The sequence below is a fragment of the Bacillus sp. B1-WWTP-T-0.5-Post-4 genome, assembly GCF_009183795.1.
Taxonomy (GTDB): domain Bacteria; phylum Bacillota; class Bacilli; order Bacillales; family Bacillaceae_G; genus Bacillus_A; species Bacillus_A cereus.
In genome coordinates this window covers 100,984-116,321 of sequence record NZ_WEIJ01000004.1, presented here as the reverse complement: position 1 = coordinate 116,321, position 15,338 = coordinate 100,984, and the positions used below count along the sequence as shown (strand labels likewise).

The following is a 15,338-nucleotide window of genomic DNA, read 5'->3' as shown; positions in this document are numbered from 1 at the left end:
TATCTATTAGCGTATGATGAAATATATATGTTTAAAAGGATGTGTGACGAAATGAGATGGATTGTATCACTTCTTGTAAATAGCGTTGTGTTAATCGCTGTATCGGGACTTTTAAAAGGGATTGCACCAGATGCATTTTACGTAGCAAATATACAAACTGCAATTATTGCTAGTATTATATTGGCGGTTTTAAATGTGTTCGTAAAGCCGTTTTTAATTTTAATTACGCTACCAATTACTGTTGTAACTTTCGGCTTCTTCTTAATTGTTATTAATGCGATTACGTTAAAAATAGCAGATTCATTATTAGGAGATGCTTTTAATATATCAGGATTTGGTGTAGCGATTGTTGCGGCAATTTGTATTTCAATTTTTAATATGATAATTGAAAAGGCAATTGTTGAACCTCTATATGAAAAAAAGAGAAAGTGACAAAAAGAAAAACATTTCATTATTCGTATGAAATGTTTTTTTCTATTTATTAGAAACCGTATTTCTTGTTTCCAGAAAAAAATGGTACAATATCCGATAGAATGGAATTTTACATCAAACGAGACTGAACCCGCAGCGGAGTGGAGGTTTATACATATGCCGAAAGTAAGGACAAAAGATTTAATTGAACAATTTCAATTGGAGTTAATCAGTGGTGAAGAAGGCATTCATCGTCCGATTGATACAAGTGATTTATCACGACCTGGAATTGAAATGGCAGGATTTTTTACATATTATCCAGCAGATCGCGTGCAGCTTCTTGGAAAGACGGAGCTTACGTTCTTTGACACGTTAACGTCAGAGCAAAAACAAGAGAGAATGAAAGCGCTTTGTACTGAGGAGACGCCATGTATTATTGTAACTCGTAATCAAGATGTACCAGATGAGTTATTACAAGCATCACGTGAATCAGGTATGCCTTTATTACGTTCTTCTCAAACGACAACTAGATTATCAAGTCGTTTAACAAACTATTTAGAAGGTAAGTTAGCACCAACAACTGCTGTTCATGGTGTGTTAGTAGATATTTACGGCGTTGGTGTTTTAATTACAGGTCAAAGTGGTGTTGGTAAAAGTGAGACAGCTCTTGAGCTTGTAAAGCGTGGTCATCGCCTTGTTGCGGATGATAGTGTAGAAATTCGTCAAGAAGATGAAGACATGTTAGTCGGAAGTTCACCAGATTTAATTGAGCATTTATTAGAAATTCGTGGTCTAGGTATTATTAACGTTATGACGTTATTCGGTGCAGGGGCAGTGCGAAATTATAAGCGTATTACACTTGTTATTAATCTTGAAATTTGGGATCAAAAGAAAAATTACGATCGCTTAGGTCTTGATGAAGAGAAGATGAAGATTATTGATACAGAACTTACGAAGATTACACTTCCAGTTCGTCCTGGTCGAAACTTGGCTGTTATTATTGAAGTAGCAGCGATGAACTTCCGTTTAAAACGTATGGGAGTCAATGCAGCACAGCAGTTCTCTGAACGATTAATGAGTGCAATTGAGTTAGGAAATCAGGAGTAAACTTTGGAGAGGGAGGTCATATACATATGCTGTTAGCTTCTGTACCACAGCTTGACCGTGTAGCTATCCAACTTGGGCCGTTTCCTGTGTATTGGTATGGGATTATTATCGGTACAGGTGTGCTATTAGGTCTTTGGCTGGCAACTCGCGAGGGAGAAAGGCTAGGTATTCCAAAAGATACATTTGTTGACCTTGTATTAATTGCAGTGCCGATCGCTATTCTTTTTGCGAGAATGTACTATGTTATTTTTGAATGGGAATATTACGCACAAAATCCGAGTCAAATTATTAATATTCGTCAAGGTGGTTTGGCGATTCATGGTGGTTTGATCGGGGCTGTTATTACCGGTGTTCTTTTTGCGAAGCGACGCGGGGTTTCTTTCTGGAAGTTGGCAGATATTGCTGCACCAAGTATTTTACTAGGACAAGCAATTGGCCGATGGGGAAACTTTATGAACCAAGAGGCGCATGGTGATGAAGTAACGAGACAGTTTTTAGAAGGTCTTCATTTACCAGATTTCATTATTAATCAAATGTATATTGAGGGTGTGTACTATCATCCGACGTTTTTATATGAATCATTATGGAATTTTGCAGGCGTAATTTTACTACTTGCATTAAGAAAAGTGAATTTACGTCGCGGGGAGTTATTCTTCACATATTTAATTTGGTATTCAGTAGGACGCTTCTTCGTAGAAGGCTTACGTACAGATAGTTTAATGCTAGGACCACTTCGTATTGCACAAGTAATGTCAATTGGACTTGTTGTTATTTCTATTATTTTCATTATTGTGAGACGAAAAATGGGGCAAGCTGATAAAAGATATTTAGAAAATTAGAGACAAGTAGCATCTTATTATAAGATGCTGCTTCTTTCATATTCAGGAAGGCGAAAGGACTAAGGCGATGAGAATAAATACAGTGTTATTTGATTTAGATGGAACTTTAATTAATACAAACGAACTTATTATTTCTTCTTTTTTACATACTTTAAATACATATTATCCAAATCAATATAAGCGTGAAGATGTGTTGCCATTTATCGGTCCATCTTTGCATGATACTTTCAGTAAGATTGATGAAAATAAGGTTGAAGAGATGATTACAAGCTATCGTAAATTTAACCATGATCATCATGATGAATTAGTAGAAGAATATGAAACTGTATATGAAACAGTTCGAGAGTTGAAGAAGCAAGGTTATAAAGTGGGTATTGTTACAACGAAAGCGAGACAAACCGTTGAGATGGGATTACAGTTGTCAAAGCTTGATGAATTTTTTGATGTTGTCGTGACAATTGATGATGTAGAGCATGTGAAACCACATCCAGAGCCACTTCAAAAAGCGCTTGAATTATTAGATGCAAAACCAGAAGAAGCATTGATGGTTGGGGATAATCATCATGATATTGTCGGTGGTCAAAATGCGGGGACGAAAACAGCTGCGGTTTCATGGACGTTGAAAGGTAGAGCTTATTTAGAAGCTTACAAGCCAGATTTTATGCTAGATAAAATGAGTGATTTGCTACCGATTTTGTCTAATATGAACCGTTCATAAAGGTCCAAGTAAGTTAGTAGAGGAGCGAGCTAATTGCGACGGACAACGCGCTATCCTGTTTCAGGAGAAAATTCATTATGGAATGTGTATAAAACAGTGTCTTTTTGGAAGGTAATGAAAAACTTTATTATTATCCAAATTGCACGTTACACGCCATTTTTATCTGTGAAGAATTGGTTGTACCGCACTTTTTTACGGATGAAAGTAGGAAAGAAAACATCATTTGCGCTTATGGTAATGCCGGATATTATGTTCCCAGAAAAGATAACTGTGGGAGAGAATTCGATTATTGGCTATAACACAACGCTTTTAGCACATGAATATTTAATTCGTGAATATCGACTTGGGGAAATCGTTATTGGAAATGAAGTGATGATTGGAGCGAATGTAACAATATTACCAGGTGTGAAAATTGGAGACGGTGCAACTGTCTCAGCTGGCACACTTGTTCATAGAGATGTACCGAGCGGTGCTTTCGTAGGTGGAAATCCAATGCGTATTATTTATACGAAAGAGCAAATGACCGCCAGAGAAGGTTCATGGTGAAAATGTAACATTTCTCCTCTTTTTTTATGAATAAAAAGGAAATAATTGAGTATAATATACTGTTTTGTTTTTTACGGAATCGTTTATACTTATAGATAGAAGAATGTGTGAACGAAGAAAACAAAAAACTGGAGGATATATGGGGAAAAATCAAAGGATATATAAGGAGAACGGACAAGTTATCTCTTTTAATCAATTAGCGGACTTCTTTTATAAAAAAGGGATGAGAGCTTACAAAGGACAAAAATTGCAAGATGCAATTAAATATTTTCGAAGAGCGGCACAAAGTGAGAAGGAGCCGTTTATTTTATGTCAATTAGCATCAGTATTATCTGAGGCTGGTGAATATCAAGAATCGAATCAAATCTTCTTAAAGTTAGTTAGATCTAATCCAGAACTTGAACAGTGCTATTATTTTATTGCAAATAATTATGCATATATGGGGTTATTTCAACAGGCGAAGAAATATGCGGATCGCTATTTAGAAGTTGCAAAAGAGAAGGAATTCGTAGAAGATACATTAGAACTTCTTGAGATTATGGAAGAAGAAGCAATGGGTGCGGAAGAGATTGAAGATGAAGATGATTTAATTGTTATGCAGGAAGAAGCGAATCGTTATATTCGTAATGGACAATTGGAAGAAGCAATTGCTACATTAGAAATTGTTACGAAAGATTATCCGGAATTTTGGTCAGGTCATAATAATTTAGCCATTGCACATTTTCAATCTGGTAATGTAGACAAAGCACTGAAGTTAACAGAAATGATTTTAGAGAAAAATCCTGGTAATATACATGCGCTTTGTAATACGCTTATTTTTCTATATTCAATTGGAGAGCATAAACAAGTAGAAGCGTTAGCGGGACAGCTAGTTTCGGTATATCCGATTTCATTTGAACATCGTTTGAAACTGGGAACTACACTTGCAACAATTGGTTATTTCGAGCATGCATATAAATGGTTCAAATTATTAAAGCGTCAAGGATATGAGGGAGACGTTAGTTTTTATTATTGGTTTGCATATTCTGCTTATATGGTGAAAGATCAGCAACTAGCTGAAAAAATGTGGCAATATGTCGTGGAATTGCATCCTGATAAAAAGGGAAAAGAACCGTGGAATGCGCTGAATTTAGCAGATGAAGGACAAAACGTGTTATTTGAAGAATTACGAAAATCATTTCAGCAAAGTGCGACGCTAGAAGAACAAATGCTAGCTTTATATTTAATGAATGAATTGTCAACGCCGGAGAAGGTGGGATTCTTCTTTGATATAACGCAAGCGAAGAACGGTGTTCCCATCGTATCACAACTTGCAAAGTACTTCTTTTTACTTAATAGTCATAAGAGTATTCCAGCTGATTTACAGCAATTTGAGCAGTGCGCGAGAATCGCGGATGCATTATACAATTATACGAAAAAAGATGATGAATTAATTGAAGAGTGTTTACACTTTTGGTTTTGTACGTTCATACGTTTATATACATCTGGAGACATATTTACAAATGTGTACGGCTGGTCAGCTGCGATTGAATACATTGTACGCGGCGAACAAGGAAATAAAATGACACAGTCGGAGCTTGGAGATGTATATAATGTATCTGTAGCGACTGTCCGAAAGTATGTGCAAGCTGTTAAGCGTACGCACACATAAGATAAGCAAATCATTGGGAAAAAAATGATGCTAACAGTATAATGAGGGTAACTTAATTGTGTAGGAATGGATAGGAGTGAATAGTGTGTCAGAAGAAAAAATTTATGATGTCGTTATTATTGGTGCAGGACCAGCTGGTATGACAGCTGCAGTATATACATCTCGTGCAAATTTAAGCACATTAATGCTTGAGCGTGGTATTCCAGGTGGCCAAATGGCAAACACGGAAGATGTAGAAAACTACCCAGGTTATGAGTCTATTTTAGGACCAGATTTATCAAATAAAATGTTCGAGCATGCGAAGAAATTTGGTGCTGAATATGCATACGGTGATGTGAAAGAAGTCATCGATGGTAAGGAATACAAAACAATTATTGCTGGTAAAAAAGAATATAAAGCACGTGCAATTATCGTTGCAAGCGGTGCAGAGTATAAAAAAATTGGTGTACCGGGTGAAACAGAACTTGGCGGCCGCGGTGTATCATATTGTGCAGTATGTGACGGAGCATTCTTTAAAGGAAAAGAACTTATCGTAATTGGCGGCGGAGATTCTGCTGTGGAAGAGGGTGTGTTCTTAACGCGCTTCGCATCAAAAGTAACGATCGTTCACCGTCGTGACACGCTTCGTGCACAGAAAATTTTACAAGACCGTGCTTTCCAAAACGAAAAAGTAGATTTCATTTGGAACCACACGATAAAAGAAATCAACGAAGCAAGTGGTAAAGTAGGAAGTGTAACACTTGTGGACGTAAATAGTGGAGAAGAGAAAGAAGTCAAAACTGACGGCGTATTCGTATACATCGGTATGTTACCTTTATCAAAACCATTTGTTGAACTAGGTATTACAAATGAAAATGGTTACCTTGAAACGAACGAGCGTATGGAAACGAAAATTCCTGGTATTTTCGCAGCTGGTGATGTTCGTGAAAAAATGCTTCGTCAAATTGTAACTGCAACAGGTGACGGTAGTATTGCAGCGCAAAGTGCACAACATTACGTAGAAGAATTATTAGAGGAATTAAAAACTGTATCAGAAAAATAAGGGATAATATACCTTGTGAGAAGAAAGCTACCGACAGGAGCTTTCTTCTTTTTTTGTGTGAAAATGTCAAAGTTTTGTCAAAAAATATAAGGATTATAAGCTTTCTTATTGATATACTGGACTTTACGGAAAAAATCACTATAAGAAATGAGGAATTTATTCAGTATGGAATGGCGTAATATATATCGTGGATTTTGTATGGGCGTTAGTGATTTAATTCCTGGTGTGAGCGGCGGTACAATCGCTGTTGTGTTAGGGATTTATGAACAATTGCTTGCGGCAATTAGTGGATTCTTTAGTCGTGAATGGAAAAAACATTTAGGATTTTTAATTCCACTTGCAGCTGGTGTGGCAGCGGCATTTTTAACGTTAAGTCACGTTATTAAATATTTACTTGCAAATCATTATGAACCGACTCAATTTTTCTTCCTCGGTTTAATTATTAGTATATTACCGATGTTAATGAGGGAAGCTGATGCAAAGTCGTCGTTTAAAGGTAAGCACATCGTTTTATTAATAGTTGCAGCAATTCTTGTTGCGATTACAGCTTTCTTTAAACCAGATAAGGCAGCAGATCCAATTACGACGTTAACAATTTTAAATGCAATTGGTTTATTTTTCGCAGGATGGATGGCTAGTATGGCCATGCTGCTTCCTGGAATTAGTGGATCGTTTATTTTATTAATTATTGGTGTGTATCCAACAGCAATTAATGCTTTAACTACACTTAACTTACCTTTAATCGTGGTTATCGGTGCTGGTGTTATGGTTGGATTTGTTGTAAGTAGTAAAGGCATTAGTTTTTTATTAGATCGTTATAAAAGTATGACATTTGCGGCAATTATTGGACTTGTAATCGGTTCGATTGTAATTGTATTCCCTGGGATTCCGACTGGCGGATTTTCAATTATAAGTTCAATTATTACCTTTGTTTTAGGATTTGCGATTGTTACTTATTTCGGTAAGAAATAAGTACTTTAATCCCCTTGGCGATAAAAAGCGTTAAGGGGATTTTTCATGCTATTCATTAAAAGTCTAAGCATTTACATTGCTTGTTATAGAAAGCTTTTTTTAAATTGCTGAGTAGCATGTGCTTAGCGAAAGAGGACTGGCTCCTTCGTTGTAGCAAACTGTTTTTGATAGTATAATGAAAGAAGTATGCAGTGAGGAATTTTACTGCAAGTAGCTGAGGTGAAGAAACATGCAAAGAGTGACAAACTGTGTGTTAATTAGAGATAATGAAGTACTCTTACTCCAAAAACCTCGCCGAAATTGGTGGGTTGCACCAGGCGGGAAAATGGAGCGTGGTGAGACTGTAAGAGATTCCGTTGTTCGCGAGTATCGTGAAGAAACAGGTATTTATTTGAAAAACCCAGCGTTAAAGGGGGTCTTCACCTTTGTCATCCAAGAAGGTGATAAAGTTGTTTCTGAATGGATGATGTTCTCCTTTTTAGCGACAGATTTTGCAGGAGAAAACAAACTAGAGAGCGAAGAAGGCATCATTGGTTGGCATACATTTGATAAAATTGATGATTTAGCAATGGCGCCAGGAGATTATCACATTATTGATTATTTAATTAAAGGAAATGGCATAATCTACGGTACATTTGTATATACCCCAGATTTTGAGTTGCTTTCATATCGATTAGATCCGAGTTAAACCGTCAAGGAGAGGATACAATGACAGAGAATAATGATATAAAAATGGTAATTATTACAGGGATGTCTGGAGCTGGAAAAACAGTAGCTTTACAAAGTTTTGAAGATTTAGGATATTTTTGTGTGGATAATTTACCACCGATGTTATTGCCAAAGTTTATTGAGCTTATGGCGGATTCAAAAGGGAAAATGAATAAAGTGGCACTTGGTATTGATTTACGTGGCCGCGAGTTTTTTGAACATTTATGGGGAGCACTTGATGATTTATCAGAACGTACATGGATTATTCCTCATATTTTATTTTTAGATGCGAAAGATAGTACGCTTGTAACTCGTTATAAAGAAACGAGACGTTCGCATCCACTTGCACCAACTGGTTTGCCGTTAAAGGGAATCGAAGCAGAGCGTAATTTATTAACAGATATGAAGGCACGAGCGAATATTGTGCTTGATACATCGGATTTAAAACCGAAAGAATTACGTGAAAAAATTGTTCACTTGTTCTCAACAGAAACTGAGCAAGCATTTCGTGTAAATGTTATGTCATTTGGATTTAAGTACGGTATTCCAATTGATGCAGATTTAGTATTTGATGTTCGTTTTTTACCAAATCCATATTACATTCCACACATGAAGCCATTAACAGGACTAGATGAAGAAGTTTCTTCGTATGTACTGAAATTTAATGAGACACATAAGTTTTTAGAGAAGTTGACGGATCTGATTACTTTCATGCTGCCTCATTATAAAAGAGAAGGCAAAAGTCAACTTGTAATTGCAATTGGATGTACAGGTGGACAGCATCGTTCTGTTACGCTTACAGAATACCTTGGGAAACATTTGAAACCAGAGTATAGTGTTCATGTATCTCATCGTGATGTGGAGAAGAGAAAGGGCCATTAAGGGATGAAAAAAGAGAGAAAGCCTAAAATTGTCATCATGGGAGGCGGAACTGGACTCTCTGTTTTATTAAGAGGATTAAAGCAATATCCTGTTGATATTACAGCAGTTGTTACAATTGCTGATGATGGTGGCAGTTCGGGTAGATTACGTGATGAGCTAGAAATTCCACCTCCAGGTGACATCCGTAACGTACTTGTTGCGTTATCGGATGTAGAGCCACTGGTAGAAGCTTTATTTCAGCACCGTTTCACAACAGGAGACGGACTGAAAGGTCATGCGTTAGGAAATCTATTGTTGGCAGGTATGACCTCGATTACAGGAGACTTTTTCCATGCAATTACAGAAACAAGTAAAGTATTAAATGTCAGAGGACGTGTATTACCAGCAGCGAATCAAAGTGCGGTACTTCATGCGGAACTTGAAGATGGGGAAATTGTAACAGGTGAATCAAAGATTCCTTATTACGGAAAGAAGATTAATCGTGTCTTTTTAACTCCAGAAGATGTAGAGCCATTGCATGAAACGTTGGCTGAGATTAAACGAGCTGATTTACTTGTTTTCGGTCCTGGAAGTTTGTATACGAGTATATTGCCCAATTTAGTTGTTAACAAAATTGGAGACGCTGTTCTTGCTGCAAAGGCGAAGAAGGTATATGTATGTAACGTTATGACACAAGCGGGTGAAACGATGGGATATACTGCTTTTGATCATGTGCAGGCGTTACACGATCATTTAGGGCAACCATTTATCAATACTGCAATTGTAAATAACCGTGAGATTCCTTGTGAATTACGCAAGTCATATGAGGAAGAAATGTCTACACCAGTTGTAGTGGATGAAGAACGTTTTGTTGAAAATAATATTGATGTTATTCAAGAGGGATTAGCGAAGTATGATGATCATGTTGTAAGGCATGATACGTTAAAGTTAGCGTCCATTTTATATTCATTGTTATAAATATGCGTTGCCTCGTTTGAGGTAGCGCTCCTCATTCATATAGGACAAGAATTTTGTTCCATAATAATCGTATAAGGAGGTGTTGACTGTGTCATTTGCATCAGAAACAAAGAAAGAGTTGACGAATCTTGAGATGAAGGAATGCTGTGAGAAAGCAGAATTATCAGCGTTACTTCGAATGAACGGGTCGCTTTCTTTTTCAAACCGTCGTCTATCTATCGATATTCAAACGGAAAATGCGGCAATTGCAAGAAGGATTTATACGCTTTTGAAAAAAGGATATGACGTGACGGTAGAATTGCTTGTCCGTAAAAAAATGCGCTTGAAGAAAAATAATGTATATATTGTGCGGCTTGTTGAGAAGTCTCGCGAAATATTAGCTGATCTTCATATCGTTCGAGATGACTTTTCATTTATTCGAAATATATCACAAGAATTGATTGAGAAGAAATGTTGTAAACGATCGTACTTACGTGGCGCATTTTTAGCAGGTGGTTCAGTAAATAACCCAGAAACATCATCTTATCATTTAGAAATCTTTTCGTTATATAAGGAACATAATGATGCTATATGTGAACTGATGAACGGATTTGATTTAAATAGTAAGACGTTGGAAAGAAGAAAAGGGTACATTACGTATTTGAAAGAAGCAGAAAAAATTACAGAGTTTTTAAATATTATAGGTGCTCATAATGCACTTTTAAGATTTGAAGATATTCGAATCGTACGTGATATGCGTAATTCTGTAAATCGTTTAGTGAACTGCGAAACAGCTAATTTAAATAAAACAATTGGTGCAGCACTAAGACAGATTGAAAATATTCGTTATATTGATGAGACAGTTGGTCTTGATATTTTGCCGGATAAATTACAAGAGATTGCACAATTACGAAGAGATTATCAAGATGTAACATTGAAAGAGTTAGGTGAGATGGTATCCGGGGGGAAGATTAGTAAGTCGGGTATTAATCATCGTTTGCGTAAAATCGATGAAATCGCAGAGAAATTACGCGCGGGGGAAACGTTAGTAAAAAAATAAGAGGTTAAAGGGGAAATGGAGCTGTGGTTCAAAAACGAGTTCAGGTTTCATTAAAAAACGGTTTACAAGCACGTCCGGCTGCGTTGTTTGTACAAGAGGCAAATCGCTTTCATGCAGATATCTTCATCGAGAAAGATGGAAAGACAGTAAATGCAAAGAGCATAATGGGGATTATGAGCTTAGCAATTGGAACTGGAAGCATGATAACAATTACAACAGAAGGTTCAGATGCAGAAGAGGCTTTAGAAGCATTAGCTGCATATGTACAATAAGAAGCTATCGCGTATATGCGATAGCTTTTTGTTTTTGCGGTTTACTTAAAGGGAGTTTTTGGGATAGGGGGTATGTAGGTGGTTTGTCCTTGTCGTAGATTGTCGGTAAATCGATATGTTGTGTCGAACCGTTGATATATTAAAAAAATCGTTGATATAATTTAAGTTTTGTTCGATATAATTGAAAAATCGTTGATATATTTAGGTGAATACCAGGGTGGGTATCCAGACGGAGGTGCATGATAATAAAAAAGCGCCCTGTAATAGGGCGCTTTTTTTATGTATCCAGCTCCAGCGGCTAGAATCTCCGGTCGCTTCGCCCCTTCATTCGAGGCAAAAAGCGCCTCGGAATCAGGTGCTCCATCGCCCTGCGATTCTAAACGAGCCGCTTTCGCTTTTAGTTATTAACGATTTGTAAAGATCTTATCGATTAAACCGTATTCTAAAGCTTTTTCTGCTGTCATGAAGTTATCGCGGTCTGTGTCGCGTTGTAGTACTTCAAGTGGTTGACCAGTGCGGTCAGCAAGAATTTGGTTTAGTTTTTCACGTAAGAATAGGATACGTTTTGCAGCGATTTCGATTTCAGTCGCTTGACCTTGTGCTCCACCAAGTGGTTGGTGAATCATTACTTCACTGTTTGGAAGTGCATAACGTTTTCCTTTTTCACCTGCTGCAAGTAAGAATGCACCCATAGATGCAGCCATACCGATACAGATTGTTGATACTTGTGGTTTAATAAACTGCATTGTATCATAGATTGCCATACCCGCTGTGATAGAACCACCAGGGCTGTTGATGTAGATGTGAATATCTTTTTCTGGATCTTGAGATTCCAAGAATAAAAGCTGGGAAACGATTGAGTTAGCTACGTTGTCATCAATTGCACTACCAAGCATAATGATGCGGTCTTTTAATAGTCGAGAGTAAATATCGTAAGCGCGTTCTCCACGATTTGTTTGTTCAATTACTGTAGGAATTAAATTCATCTGTTATTTCCTCCTTATAAAGCTTTCTTAGTCTTATAATACAATTATGGTCAATAAAGGTCAAACGAAACCACTTTAAATCAAAAAAATATGTAGTTGTACCATGAAATATTCGCTATGTTTTCGAAATTCCCTGCTTATGTATCTTCAACATCATAACCGAATTACATAAATTTAAACGTTATGAAAATTGGAGAAAAAAGAAAAGAACGCCTTTTAACTGAAGCGTTCTTTCGATAATTAGTCTTTTAAAAGATAGGTTACTTTATTTAAAATCTTTTCGATTTGTTTCGCGTTTTTACTATACATTTCGCTTGCTGATTTCGACTTTGTTTCTAAGGAAAATAGTTCAAGATCAGCATGACATTTTTTTAAAGATGCTAATAATAAAGGTTTGTTTTGAGGAGAAGGCATCTGGAGTTTGTCATTGTAAATGTCGATAGTAAGTTGTCCGTATGAATCCACTTGACCGAGGAAGACATTTTCAATAACAACACCGAGTTTTTCTAATTCTGAATGTAGCCAAGCGCGGTTATGTCCGCTTGCTGAAAGAGGTTCATCTAGTACATTTCCATCCATAATAACAGTTTGTGGTTCTTTCTCGTTTGGTACTTTTAAACCGATGTCTTTTGCTGTAAGTGGCTGGGAATCTTTCTTTAATAATACATTTAATTCTCCGCTTGGTTCTAAGACAGCAAATTCGACTTCAGCTACGCTGAACGCACTTTTTCCACGGAGAAGTTCCAGTAATTCGTCACTCGTATATTTTTCTTTCTTCAAGTTATCTTCGAGTATCTTTCCGTCTTTTATTAATACGGTAGATTTCCCTTCAAAGAAGTCCCGAGCTGTTTTGTTCTTTAAAGAGAGGATTCCTGTTAAAAAAGGTACCACAGCGAAAATGAGTATCGCAAAGACGCCGTGAAAAAATTTTGAATCGAGCCCTGTAGATACTTGGGCAGCGATGTCACCAATCGTCATTCCGGCTATGTATTCAAAAAAGGAAAGCTGAGAGATTTGTCTTTTCCCTAACCATTTCGTAATAGCGAATAAAATAATTAATATGAATACAGAGCGAAGAATGACAAGTGTCCATTCCGGCAGGTGAGACATAGTCGTTTCCTCCAGTCTACTTAAAACCCTTTATATTGAGGTTCTTCACGTTCTAATACTGAAATTCTATCCTTTAAATCAGCGATGACGCTGTCCATTTCTAACATACATTCATGAAATACGCGTTTTGATTCTTCGTCTTGTGAATTTAATGAAAGGGAGCTTAAACTTGCTTGGGCGCCCCTTACACTAGCAAGGCAAGTTTTTACGCTAGCGATAACAGTCATATAAATACCTCTTATCCTTTCGGTTTGAATAATAATGCTCCAATGAAGCCGAAAATAATAGCTGCTGATACACCAGCGCTCGTTACTTTAAACATGCCGGTAATAACGCCAACGATGCCATGTTTTGCAGCTTCTTCCATTGCGCCATGAACGAGGGCATTACCAAAGCTTGTAATAGGTACAGTTGCCCCGGCTCCAGCGAAATCAATTAATGGCTCATACAAATTAAATCCATCTAATATAGCTCCAGCAACAACGAGTGTTGCCATTGTATGAGCGGGTGTTAGTTTGCCGACATCAAACATAAGTTGGCCGATTACACATATGAGTCCGCCAATGACGAAAGCCCAGAAAAAAATCATTGCGTTGCACCTCCAAATTCAATCGAAACGGCATGAGCGATACACGGAATCGTTTCTTCTTGTTGGAATGTAAGTGGAGATAGTAAAGCGCCTGTCGCAACGACAAGTATTTTTTTGAACTCTCCTCTTTTCATTCGGTTTAATAAATGACCGTACACGACTGTTGCGGAACATCCAGGCCCACTAGCACCAGCTATGACAGGTTGTCCTTCTCTATAAATGATAATTCCGCAATCTTGAAATTGTTCGCTCGTTACTTTCGTTCCGTGTTTATGTAGTAAGTCATAAGCAATTTCGCGTCCTACATGTCCGAGATCGCCTGTTACGATTAAATCGTAGTAAGAGGCATCAATTTGGCGTTCACGTAAATGGGCTTCAATTGTATCAACTGCAGCTGGAGCCATTGCGCCTCCCATATTAAACGGATCGGTTAATCCCATATCAACAACTCGCCCAATCGTTGCAGATGTTACTCTTGGACCATGGCCAGTATCGCTTAAAATAGCGGCTCCTGCTCCGGTTACTGTCCACTGTGCAGTAGGCGGCTTTTGTCCACCGTATTCGGTAGGGTAGCGGAATTGTTTTTCTACAGCAGTATTATGGCTTGAAGCTCCAGTTAATAAATATTTTGCACCTTTTGCATTTACGATACTTGCTCCAAGTGCTAAACCTTCCATAGAAGTAGAGCAAGCCCCGAATAATCCGAGATAAGGAGTGCCCAGTGTGCGGCAAGCAAAGCTTGTTGGAGTAATTTGATTAATTAAATCTCCTGCGAGTACGAATTGAATATCATCTTTACGAAGCTCTGCTTTTTCAGTAGCGCGACTACAAGCTTCTTCGAATAAAATTTTATGTGCTTTTTCATAGGAATCTTGTCCGAGCCATAAATCTTCATGAAGGATATCGAAGTCTTCTGGGATGTTCCCCTTTGCTTCAAATGGTCCACCGACAACCCCTGTTGAGATAATGACTGGTTTGTTTTCAAATACCCACGTTCGGTGTCCTTGTAACATTTATAGCCCTCCCCATTGAACGAGAATAGTTTTAATAAGTGCGATGACGAAAGCGGAAAATACACCAAATAAAATAACAGAACCAGCTAGTTTAAACATATTGCCGCCAACGCCAAGGACAAATCCCTCCGTTCGATGCTCAATACATGCGGCAATAACAGAGTTACCAAATCCAGTAACAGGTACAGCTGTACCTGCTCCGGCAAACTGTCCAAAACGATCATATATACCAAATCCAGTTAGTAACATGGAGATGAAAATGAGAGTTGCGACTGTTGGATTGCCTGCTGAGCGTTCAGTGAAATCAAAATATGTGATGTAAAAAGTAGAAATGAGTTGTCCGATGAAGCAAATAAAACCACCGACGAAAAAGGCTTTTATACAATTTTTTAAGACAGGTCGTTTCGGTTCGCGTTCTTGTTCGAATTTTTTATACTCCTGTTGTACAGGGGTTAAGTTTTTATCTTTACTAGCCATTGCAATCCTTCCTTTTCTT

At 37.5% G+C, this 15,338-nt stretch carries 19 protein-coding genes; 13 read left to right on the top strand and 6 right to left on the bottom strand.

What is annotated here, in order from left to right:
- Positions 1 to 51: 51 nt before the first annotated feature.
- From GBN91_RS14835 to GBN91_RS14775, 13 genes are all read left to right on the top strand, one after another.
- Complete coding sequence (locus GBN91_RS14835; RefSeq protein ID WP_001267308.1) at positions 52 to 432, top strand: phage holin family protein; 381 nt, start codon at positions 52 to 54, stop codon at positions 430 to 432.
- A gap of 156 nt (positions 433 to 588) precedes the next feature.
- A complete protein-coding gene (hprK, locus tag GBN91_RS14830) occupies positions 589 to 1,518 on the top strand; it encodes an HPr(Ser) kinase/phosphatase (protein WP_001127250.1) in 930 nt (309 codons plus the stop codon).
- Between the two features lie 26 nt (positions 1,519 to 1,544).
- Entirely contained in the window at positions 1,545 to 2,357 is an 813-nt protein-coding gene (gene lgt / locus GBN91_RS14825; RefSeq protein WP_000922850.1) for a prolipoprotein diacylglyceryl transferase, read from the top strand.
- A gap of 67 nt (positions 2,358 to 2,424) precedes the next feature.
- On the top strand, positions 2,425 to 3,075 hold the full coding sequence (gene ppaX, locus GBN91_RS14820; RefSeq protein WP_001222402.1) for a pyrophosphatase PpaX: 651 nt from the start codon (positions 2,425 to 2,427) through the stop codon (positions 3,073 to 3,075).
- Between the two features lie 33 nt (positions 3,076 to 3,108).
- A complete protein-coding gene (locus GBN91_RS14815) occupies positions 3,109 to 3,621 on the top strand; it encodes an acyltransferase (protein WP_001255070.1) in 513 nt (170 codons plus the stop codon).
- Between the two features lie 139 nt (positions 3,622 to 3,760).
- Complete coding sequence (locus tag GBN91_RS14810) at positions 3,761 to 5,272, top strand: tetratricopeptide repeat protein (RefSeq protein WP_000517720.1); 1,512 nt, start codon at positions 3,761 to 3,763, stop codon at positions 5,270 to 5,272.
- Between the two features lie 85 nt (positions 5,273 to 5,357).
- Positions 5,358 to 6,314 (top strand): thioredoxin-disulfide reductase, encoded by a 957-nt coding sequence (gene trxB, locus GBN91_RS14805; RefSeq protein ID WP_001288078.1) that lies wholly within the window; start codon positions 5,358 to 5,360, stop codon positions 6,312 to 6,314.
- Positions 6,315 to 6,479: 165 nt separating this feature from the next.
- The gene (locus tag GBN91_RS14800; protein ID WP_000455197.1) at positions 6,480 to 7,286 is read left to right on the top strand and encodes a DUF368 domain-containing protein; all 807 of its coding nucleotides are present in this window, start codon (positions 6,480 to 6,482) and stop codon (positions 7,284 to 7,286) included.
- 229 nt (positions 7,287 to 7,515) lie between these two features.
- Positions 7,516 to 7,974 carry an NUDIX hydrolase gene (locus GBN91_RS14795; protein WP_001190080.1) on the top strand — a complete coding sequence of 153 codons (459 nt, stop codon included), beginning with the start codon at positions 7,516 to 7,518 and terminating at the stop codon, positions 7,972 to 7,974.
- Positions 7,975 to 7,994: 20 nt separating this feature from the next.
- A complete protein-coding gene (gene rapZ / locus GBN91_RS14790; RefSeq protein WP_000138459.1) occupies positions 7,995 to 8,876 on the top strand; it encodes an RNase adapter RapZ in 882 nt (293 codons plus the stop codon).
- 3 nt (positions 8,877 to 8,879) lie between these two features.
- Positions 8,880 to 9,833, top strand: coding sequence for a gluconeogenesis factor YvcK family protein (locus GBN91_RS14785; RefSeq protein WP_000712188.1), 954 nt, complete (start codon positions 8,880 to 8,882; stop codon positions 9,831 to 9,833).
- 88 nt (positions 9,834 to 9,921) lie between these two features.
- Positions 9,922 to 10,872 (top strand): DNA-binding protein WhiA, encoded by a 951-nt coding sequence (gene whiA, locus GBN91_RS14780; RefSeq protein ID WP_000006558.1) that lies wholly within the window; start codon positions 9,922 to 9,924, stop codon positions 10,870 to 10,872.
- A gap of 23 nt (positions 10,873 to 10,895) precedes the next feature.
- On the top strand, positions 10,896 to 11,144 hold the full coding sequence (locus GBN91_RS14775) for an HPr family phosphocarrier protein (RefSeq protein ID WP_000250307.1): 249 nt from the start codon (positions 10,896 to 10,898) through the stop codon (positions 11,142 to 11,144).
- Between the two features lie 404 nt (positions 11,145 to 11,548).
- Here GBN91_RS14775 and clpP read toward each other — a convergent pair whose 3' ends face one another.
- From clpP to spoVAC, 6 genes are all read right to left on the bottom strand, one after another.
- Positions 11,549 to 12,130 (bottom strand): ATP-dependent Clp endopeptidase proteolytic subunit ClpP, encoded by a 582-nt coding sequence (clpP, locus tag GBN91_RS14770; RefSeq protein ID WP_001049162.1) that lies wholly within the window; start codon positions 12,128 to 12,130, stop codon positions 11,549 to 11,551.
- A 240-nt stretch (positions 12,131 to 12,370) separates the two neighbouring features.
- Positions 12,371 to 13,240, bottom strand: a complete 870-nt coding sequence (locus GBN91_RS14765; protein WP_000018924.1) for a DUF421 domain-containing protein — start codon at positions 13,238 to 13,240, stop codon at positions 12,371 to 12,373.
- A gap of 20 nt (positions 13,241 to 13,260) precedes the next feature.
- Entirely contained in the window at positions 13,261 to 13,467 is a 207-nt protein-coding gene (locus GBN91_RS14760) for a DUF1657 domain-containing protein (RefSeq protein ID WP_000215909.1), read from the bottom strand.
- Between the two features lie 11 nt (positions 13,468 to 13,478).
- Positions 13,479 to 13,829, bottom strand: coding sequence for a stage V sporulation protein AE (gene spoVAE, locus GBN91_RS14755; RefSeq protein ID WP_000575919.1), 351 nt, complete (start codon positions 13,827 to 13,829; stop codon positions 13,479 to 13,481).
- Positions 13,826 to 14,842 (bottom strand): stage V sporulation protein AD, encoded by a 1,017-nt coding sequence (spoVAD, locus tag GBN91_RS14750; RefSeq protein WP_000938972.1) that lies wholly within the window; start codon positions 14,840 to 14,842, stop codon positions 13,826 to 13,828. The genes spoVAE and spoVAD overlap by 4 nt, the downstream gene beginning before the upstream one ends.
- Entirely contained in the window at positions 14,843 to 15,319 is a 477-nt protein-coding gene (gene spoVAC, locus GBN91_RS14745; protein WP_000146953.1) for a stage V sporulation protein AC, read from the bottom strand.
- Positions 15,320 to 15,338: the final 19 nt, after the last annotated feature.

Coding starts and splice junctions, on each gene's coding strand:
- spoVAC (WP_000146953.1), bottom strand. CDS start 15,319: ATGGCTAGTAAAGATAAAAACTTAACCCCTGTACAACAGGAGTATAAA.
- GBN91_RS14800 (WP_000455197.1), top strand. CDS start 6,480: ATGGAATGGCGTAATATATATCGTGGATTTTGTATGGGCGTTAGTGAT.
- spoVAE (WP_000575919.1), bottom strand. CDS start 13,829: ATGATTTTTTTCTGGGCTTTCGTCATTGGCGGACTCATATGTGTAATC.
- GBN91_RS14835 (WP_001267308.1), top strand. CDS start 52: ATGAGATGGATTGTATCACTTCTTGTAAATAGCGTTGTGTTAATCGCT.
- GBN91_RS14785 (WP_000712188.1), top strand. CDS start 8,880: ATGAAAAAAGAGAGAAAGCCTAAAATTGTCATCATGGGAGGCGGAACT.
- ppaX (WP_001222402.1), top strand. CDS start 2,425: ATGAGAATAAATACAGTGTTATTTGATTTAGATGGAACTTTAATTAAT.
- GBN91_RS14760 (WP_000215909.1), bottom strand. CDS start 13,467: ATGACTGTTATCGCTAGCGTAAAAACTTGCCTTGCTAGTGTAAGGGGC.
- lgt (WP_000922850.1), top strand. CDS start 1,545: ATGCTGTTAGCTTCTGTACCACAGCTTGACCGTGTAGCTATCCAACTT.
- GBN91_RS14765 (WP_000018924.1), bottom strand. CDS start 13,240: ATGTCTCACCTGCCGGAATGGACACTTGTCATTCTTCGCTCTGTATTC.
- GBN91_RS14795 (WP_001190080.1), top strand. CDS start 7,516: ATGCAAAGAGTGACAAACTGTGTGTTAATTAGAGATAATGAAGTACTC.
- GBN91_RS14810 (WP_000517720.1), top strand. CDS start 3,761: ATGGGGAAAAATCAAAGGATATATAAGGAGAACGGACAAGTTATCTCT.
- clpP (WP_001049162.1), bottom strand. CDS start 12,130: ATGAATTTAATTCCTACAGTAATTGAACAAACAAATCGTGGAGAACGC.
- rapZ (WP_000138459.1), top strand. CDS start 7,995: ATGACAGAGAATAATGATATAAAAATGGTAATTATTACAGGGATGTCT.
- spoVAD (WP_000938972.1), bottom strand. CDS start 14,842: ATGTTACAAGGACACCGAACGTGGGTATTTGAAAACAAACCAGTCATT.
- hprK (WP_001127250.1), top strand. CDS start 589: ATGCCGAAAGTAAGGACAAAAGATTTAATTGAACAATTTCAATTGGAG.